The organism is Streptomyces inhibens (genome assembly GCF_003389455.1).
Lineage (GTDB): Bacteria > Actinomycetota > Actinomycetes > Streptomycetales > Streptomycetaceae > Streptomyces > Streptomyces inhibens.
Map to the genome: position 1 here is coordinate 1 of NZ_QUAC01000381.1, position 7,341 is coordinate 7,341.

Genomic DNA, 7,341 nt, shown 5'->3' on the forward strand with positions numbered 1-7,341 from the left:
GGCCCGGCTGCGGCCCCGGGCCGTCGGCCGGCGGTGCGGTGGAGGTCGTACGGGGCCCGGCCGCGGGGCCGAGGGTCGCGAGGTCTTCGTCTGCCATAGGAGCCATCATAGAATCATGGGATGAATGCTTGTCCAGCCGATATCGATAGCCTCTGCTGTCCCGGTCGGCGCCGGGCACCGCAAGGATCTGCCGGGCGCCGCGCCGCCGCCGTCCGTCCACCCCTGCACACCGGAGCGCAGCCATGCCTCTGACCTCGCCCCGCCGCTCCGCGCTCGCCGACCAGGTGATCGCGCAGCTGCGCGCCCAGATCACGTCCGGTGAGTGGCCGGTGGGATCCCGTATCCCGACCGAGCCGGAGCTCGTCGAGCAGCTCGGGGTGGCCCGGAACACCGTCCGCGAGGCCGTCCGCGCGCTGGCGCACAACGGGCTGCTGGACATCCGGCAGGGCTCGGGCACGTACGTGGTGGCGACCAGCGAGCTGGCCGGGGTGATGAACCGCCGGTTCGCGGCCGCCGAGCCCGGGCACGTCGCCGAGCTGCGCAGCGCCCTGGAGGCGGCGGCCGCCCGGCTCGCCGCGCGCCGTCGCACCGAACAGGACCTGCGGCAGATCGACACACTGCTGGAGCGGCGCGAGCGGGCCTGGGAGTCCGGTGCCGCGGAGGCCTTCGTGGAGGCCGACGCGACCTTGCACATGGCGATCGTGGCGGCCTCGCACAACGAGGTGCTGGCCGAGATCTACGCCGACCTCGGCGGCGTGCTGCGCGACTTCCTGCGGGCCGATGTGGGCGAGGAGCTGCGGCCCGAGGCGCATATGGACCACTCCCGCCTGGTGGAGGCGATCCGTGCGGGCGACGGCGACCGCGCCGCCGCCGAGGCGAGCGCGCACCCCTTCGGCTGCCGGCTCAGCCTCGTGGAGCCTGGCTGACCGCAGGGGGAACGGCGCCGGAAACGCGTACTGCCCGCCCCGGCGGACCGGAGCGGGCAGTACGGATGCGCGGTGGGCGTCAGGCGCCCATCATGTGCACGCCGCCGTCGACGTGCACGATCTCACCGGTCGTCCGCGGGAAGAAGTCGGACAGCATGCCGACGACGCCACGGCCGGCCGGCTCCGGGTCGGCCAGGTCCCAGCCGATCGGGGCGCGGTGGTTCCACACGTCCGCCAGCTCCTCGAAGCCGGGGATCGACTTGGCGGCCATCGACTTGATCGGGCCGGCCGAGACCAGGTTGCAGCGGATCCCCTTGGGGCCCAGGTCGCGCGCCAGGTAGCGGTTGGTGCCCTCCAGCGCCGCCTTGGCCACGCCCATCCAGTCGTACTTGGGCCAGGCGATCTGCGCGTCGAAGGTCAGGCCGACGATCGCGCCGCCGTGCTCCATCAGCGGCAGGCAGGCCATCGTCAGCGACTTGTAGGAGTACGCCGAGACCTGGACCGCGGTGCTGACGTCCTCCCAGCTCGCCTCCAGGAAGTTGAAGGCGCCCTGCGGGCCGAAGGCGATGGAGTGCACGATGCCGTCGAGACGGGCGCCCTCGCCCTGGTGCTCACGGATCTTGTCCGCCAGCCCGTCCAGGTGCTCCTGGTTGGTGACGTCCAGCTCGATGACCGGGGCGGGCTTGGGCAGCCGCTTGGCGATCCGCTCGACGAGGGAGAGCCGGCCGAAGCCGGTGAGGATGACCTCGGCGCCCTCGTTCTGGGCGACCTTGGCCGCCTGGAAAGCGATCGACGACTCGGTCAGAACACCCGTGACCAGGATGCGCTTGCCTGCAAGGATTCCACTCATACTGATCAGTGACCCATGCCCAATCCGCCGTCGACAGGAATGACGGCTCCGGTGATGTACGCGGCCTCGTCGGAGGCCAGGAAGCGGACCGAGGCGGCGATCTCCTCGGGCTGCGCATACCGCGCGAGCGGCACCTGCTTGACGATGTTCTCCCGCTGCTCGTCGGTGAGCACCCGGGTCATGTCGGTGTCGACGAAGCCGGGCGCGACGACGTTGACGGTGATGTTGCGGCTGCCCAGCTCCCGGGCGAGCGAGCGGGCGAAGCCCACCAGACCGGCCTTGGAGGCGGCGTAGTTCGCCTGGCCCGGGGCGCCCATCAGGCCGACCACGGACGAGATCAGTACGACCCGGCCCTTACGGGCCCGCAGCATCGCCCGGTTGGCCCGCTTGACCACCCGGAACGTGCCGGTGAGGTTGGTCTCCAGGACCGAGGTGAAGTCCTCCTCGGACATCCGCATCAGCAGCTGGTCACGGGTGACGCCGGCGTTGGCCACCAGCACCTCGACCGGACCGTGCTTCTCCTCGATCTCCTTGTACGCCTGCTCGACCTGCTCGTTGTCCGTGATGTCGCACTTCACGGCCAAAAACCCCGCGGGCGGCTCGCCCGAGCGGTAGGTGATGGCGACCTTGTCGCCTGCCTCGGCGAAGGCACGGGCAATGGCGAGGCCAATGCCGCGGTTACCTCCGGTGACCAGAACCGAGCGGCTCAAGAGATCACCCTTTCCGTTTTCTGTCCGTCCTGCGTTCGATACGAAACTATCGGTCACGGCGCCTTTACGTGGAATCGAGCACGGACAGGCACACGCCCCGGTCACTGTCGGGTCTCCACAGAACCACGGCGGAACCCTCCCGCCGGCGGTACCCGTCGGCCGTGTCGCACCGGCGCCGGCGCACGCCCCCCGACGGCCGGCTCGCCATGCCGCACACCGGTGTGCACTGGGCCGAGGGCCCGCCACAAGGCATGATGCAGGCGCCGACCACGGGAGGACGCCTTGCCTGCTGCACCCCATGCCCTTGACGAAACGTTCGTTGCGCTGCCGCTGCGCGCGCTGGCCGACGCCGCGCTGGCCCGGGCCCGCGCGCTGGGCGCCGTACACGCGGACTTCCGCCTGGAGCGGATCCGCAGCGCCTCCTGGCGACTGCGGGACGCCCGGACGGCCGGGACCTCGGACAGCACCGACCTCGGGTACGCGGTGCGGGTGGTGCACGGCGGCGCCTGGGGCTTCGCCTCCGGGGTGGATCTGACGATGGACGCGGCGGCGCGGGTGGCCGCGCAGGCCGTGGCGATGGCGAAGCTGTCGGCAAAGGTGATCAAGGCGGCGGGCTCCGACGAGAAGGTCGAGCTGGCGGCGGAACCCTCGTATCCGGACCGGACCTGGGTCTCCGCGTACGAGATCAACCCGTTCGACGTGCCGGACGCCGACAAGACCGGGCTGCTGGCGGAGTGGAGCTCGCGGCTGCTGGCCGCCGAGGGCGTGGCCCATGCGGACGCCTCGCTGCTGACCGTCCAGGAGAACAAGTTCTACGCGGACACCACGGGCACCAGCACCACGCAGCAGCGGGTGCGGCTGCATCCGCAGCTGACGGCGGTCGCGGTGGACGCGGCCAGCGGCGACTTCGACTCGATGCGCACCATCGCCCCGCCGGTCGGGCGCGGCTGGGAGTACCTGACCGGCGAGCACTACGACTGGGACGGTGAGCTGGCCCGGATCCCGGAGTACCTCGCCGAGAAGATGCGCGCCCCGAGCGTCGAGGCCGGCGCCTACGACCTGGTGGTGGATCCCTCCAATCTGTGGCTGACGATCCATGAGTCGATCGGGCACGCGACCGAGCTGGACCGGGCGCTGGGCTACGAGGCGGCGTACGCGGGGACCTCGTTCGCCACCTTCGACCAGCTCGGGAAGCTGGCGTACGGCTCCGAGATCATGAATGTGACGGGCGACCGGACCGCCGAGCACGGGCTCGCGACGATCGGCTACGACGACGAGGGGGTGGCCGCGCAGTCCTGGGACCTGATCAAGGACGGGACCCTGGTGGGCTATCAACTCGACCGCAGAATCGCGAAGTTGACGGGCTTCCCACGCTCCAACGGGTGCGCGTACGCGGACTCGCCCAGCCATGTGCCGGTCCAGCGGATGGCCAATGTCTCGCTGCGGCCGGCGGCGGACGGGCCGTCCACCGAGGAGCTGATCTCGGGGGTGGAGCGGGGCATCTATGTCGTCGGCGACCGCTCCTGGTCGATCGATATGCAGCGGTACAACTTCCAGTTCACCCAGCAGAGGGCGTACGCGATCCGGAACGGGCGGCTGGCCGGGCAGCTGCGCGATGCCGCCTACCAGGCGACCACCACCGACTTCTGGGGCTCGATGACCGCGGTGGGCGGCCCGGAGACCTATGTCCTGGGCGGCGCCTTCAACTGCGGCAAGGCCCAGCCGGGCCAGGTCGCGGCCGTCTCGCACGGCTGCCCGTCCGCCCTGTTCGAGGGCGTGAACATTCTGAACACGACGCAGGAGGCCGGTCGATGAGCACGCGTACGTCTCGTAAGAGCACGCCGCACGAGATCGTCGAGCGGGCCCTGGAGCTCTCCCGGGCCGACGGCTGTGTGGTCATCGCCGACGAGCACTCCAGCGCCAACCTGCGCTGGGCGGGCAATGCGCTCACCACCAACGGCGTCGCCCGCGGCCGCACCCTCACGGTCGTGGCGACCGTGGACGGCGGGCAGGGCACCGCGTCCGGTGTGGTCTCGCGGTCGGCGGTGACCGCGGACGACCTGGAGCCGCTGGTACGGGCCGCGGAGGCGGCCGCCAGGGACGCCGGGCCCGCCGAGGACGCCCAGCCGCTGGTCGGCGGCGAGAAGACGTCCGCCGACTTCACCGACGCGCCCGCCGAGACCTCCTCGGACGTCTTCGCGGCGTTCGCGCCGGCCCTGGGCGAGTCCTTCCAGCAGGCCCGCTCCGGCGGCCGTGAGCTGTACGGCTTCGCCCACCACGGCGTCGTCTCGTCGTATCTGGGCACCTCGGCCGGCCTGCGGCTGCGGCACGACCAGCCCACCGGGACGCTGGAGCTGAACGCCAAGTCAGCAGGTTCCGGCGCGGCCGCACCCCACTCTGCCTGGGCCGGACGCGCGACCCGCGACTTCACCGACGTCGATCCGCGGGAGCTGGACGCCGAGCTGGGCCGGCGGCTGGGCTGGGCGAAGCGGCGGATCGAGCTGCCCGCCGGGCGGTACGAGACGCTGCTGCCGCCGACCGCGGTCGCCGACCTGCTGATCTACCAGTACTGGTCGTCCGGCGCCCGGGACGCCGCGGAGGGCCGTACGGTCTTCTCCCGGCCGGCCGACGACGACGAGGCGGAGCGGCCCGGGGCGGGCACCCGGGTCGGCGAGCGGCTCACCGAGCTGCCGCTGACCCTGCGCAGCGACCCGCGGGCGGCGGGGCTGGAGTGCGCGCCGTTCGTGCTGGCGCACTCCTCCGGCGACGATGCGTCGGTGTTCGACAACGGGCTGCCGCTGACCGCCACCGACTGGGTGCGCGAGGGCGTGCTGAACCGGCTGCCGACCACCCGGCACAGCGCCGGACTGACCGGCCTCCCGGTGGCACCGGGCATCGACAACCTCCTTCTGGAGGGCGGCGGTTCACGCTCGCTGGACGAGATGGTGGCGGCCGCCGGCCACGACGGTCCCGCGCTGCTGCTGACCTGCCTGTGGTACATCCGCGAGGTCGACCCGGCGACGCTGCTGCTGACCGGGCTGACCCGGGACGGCGTCTACCTGGTGGAGAACGGCGAGGTGGTCGGCGAGGTCAACAACTTCCGGTTCAACGAGTCGCCGGTGGATCTGCTGTCGCGGGCGGTGGAGGCGGGCCGTACGGAGCCGACCCTGCCGCGTGAGTGGGGCGACTACTTCACCCGCGCCGCGATGCCGGCGCTGCGCATTCCGGACTTCAACATGAGTTCGGTCAGCCAGGGGGTGTGAGCGGGCGGATCTTGTGGTGCGCCGGGGCCCACGTGCGTAAACCCGTGCGGGGGTCCCGGTGCCATGGCCATAGACTTCTGCCCTGTCCCTTCTGGGACGCCCTGTCCTCCCTCACGGGAAATACCGATCGATCAGGAACGCCATGACACGCCTCGGCGAATCCGTCGCCCGCGCCAGCACGCTGCTCTCCGCCGACCTCTCCTCGGACGCCACGGTCCAGGAGCTGCTCCGGGAGACGGGTGCGCGGCGCTATCTCGATCTGACGGATCTGCCCGCCAAGGAGCAGGCCGAGCTGATCGCGGCCCGTACGGTCGAGGTCCTGCCGGGTGTGGAGAAGCTGGCCGAGCGGATCGAGGAGCGCCGGGCGGCCGGCAAGGGTCTGCACATCAAGCTGGGCATCGACCCGACCGCGACCGATGTGCACCTCGGGCATGCGGTGCCGCTGATCGTGCTGAGCCGCTTCCAGCGGCTGGGCCACGACGTCACGCTGATCATCGGTGACTTCACCGCCAAGATCGGCGACCCGTCGGGCCGTACGGCCGAGCGCCCGCCGCTGACCGACGAGGACATCGCGCGCAATCTCGCCACGTACCGCGAACAGGTGCGGCCCTTCTTCGACTTCGAGAAGGTCAGCTTCCGGCAGAACAGCGAGTGGCTGGCGCCGTACACCTTCCCCGAGCTGCTCTCGCTGCTCGCCCAGGTGCCGGCCTCGCAGCTGCTGCAGCGCGAGGACTTCCGCAACCGGCTCGCGGCCGGCTCCGGTCTGACCATGACGGAGCTGCTGTACCCCATCGCGCAGGGCCTGGACTCGGTGGCGCTGGAGTGCGATGTGGAGCTGGGCGGCTCCGACCAGCTGCTCAATCTGCAGATGGGCCGCAAGCTGATGGAGCTGCGCGGGCAGCGGCCGCAGCTGGTGGTGACCATGCCGCTGATCGAGGGCACGGACGGCACCGGCGCCAAGATGTCCAAGTCCAAGGGCAATTACGTCGGGCTGAGCGCGCCGGCCGATGATGTCTTCGGCAAGATCATGTCGGTGCCGGACCGGCTGATGGAGCCGTACCTCAAGGCCTGGACGGAGTGGACGGACGAGGAGATCACGCTCGTCCTGGGCCGGGTCGCGGACCGCTCGCTGCACCCGATGGACCTCAAGAAGATCCTCGCGGGCGAGGTCGTGGCGGCGCTGTACGGCCTGGATGCGGCGATGGCGGCGCGGGCCGGGTTCATCGCGCAGTTCTCCAAGAAGTCGTTCTCCGACGTGGAGTCGCTGCCGGTCGTCGATGTCGCCGCGCACGGCGCGGAGACGGTGGCGACGGTGCTGACGAAGGTGCTGGAGTTCACGCCGAGCGCCTCGGCGGCGCGGCGGCTGGCCAAGCAGAACGCGCTGCGGCTGGTCGTGGAGGGCGAGGGCGGTCAGCAGACCGTGGTGCTCGCGGAGGCCGATTCGGTCCGGCCGCTGGCCGAGGTGCTGGCCGAGAAGCTGGCGGACGCGGCCGGGGTCGCGTACCTGAAGGCCGGCCGGAAGCTGGCGCAGCTCGACGGCCGCTGACACGGCAGAGGTGCGGGCGGCCGGTGCGCGAGGGTGCGCACCGGCC

General features: G+C 71.4%; 6 protein-coding genes. 4 read left to right on the forward strand and 2 right to left on the reverse strand.

Going from position 1 to position 7,341, the window contains the following annotated elements:
- Positions 1-242 precede the first annotated feature (242 nt).
- Entirely contained in the window at positions 243-926 is a 684-nt protein-coding gene (locus DY245_RS35025) for a FadR/GntR family transcriptional regulator (RefSeq protein ID WP_128511134.1), read from the forward strand.
- A gap of 79 nt (positions 927-1,005) precedes the next feature.
- Here DY245_RS35025 and fabI read toward each other — a convergent pair whose 3' ends face one another.
- Together fabI and fabG are read right to left on the reverse strand one after the other, a co-directional pair.
- Entirely contained in the window at positions 1,006-1,776 is a 771-nt protein-coding gene (gene fabI, locus DY245_RS35030) for an enoyl-ACP reductase FabI (protein ID WP_128511135.1), read from the reverse strand.
- A 5-nt stretch (positions 1,777-1,781) separates the two neighbouring features.
- A complete protein-coding gene (gene fabG, locus DY245_RS35035) occupies positions 1,782-2,486 on the reverse strand; it encodes a 3-oxoacyl-[acyl-carrier-protein] reductase (protein ID WP_128511136.1) in 705 nt (234 codons plus the stop codon).
- A gap of 282 nt (positions 2,487-2,768) precedes the next feature.
- On the opposite strand from fabG, the gene DY245_RS35040 reads away from it, so the two are divergent.
- From DY245_RS35040 to tyrS, 3 genes are all read left to right on the forward strand, one after another.
- The gene (locus DY245_RS35040) at positions 2,769-4,301 is read left to right on the forward strand and encodes a TldD/PmbA family protein (RefSeq protein WP_128511137.1); all 1,533 of its coding nucleotides are present in this window, start codon (positions 2,769-2,771) and stop codon (positions 4,299-4,301) included.
- Positions 4,298-5,749, forward strand: coding sequence for a metallopeptidase TldD-related protein (locus DY245_RS35045; RefSeq protein ID WP_128511138.1), 1,452 nt, complete (start codon positions 4,298-4,300; stop codon positions 5,747-5,749). Before DY245_RS35040 ends, DY245_RS35045 begins: the two co-directional genes overlap by 4 nt.
- 142 nt (positions 5,750-5,891) lie before the next feature.
- Positions 5,892-7,295, forward strand: a complete 1,404-nt coding sequence (tyrS, locus tag DY245_RS35050; protein WP_128511139.1) for a tyrosine--tRNA ligase — start codon at positions 5,892-5,894, stop codon at positions 7,293-7,295.
- Positions 7,296-7,341 lie beyond the last annotated feature (46 nt).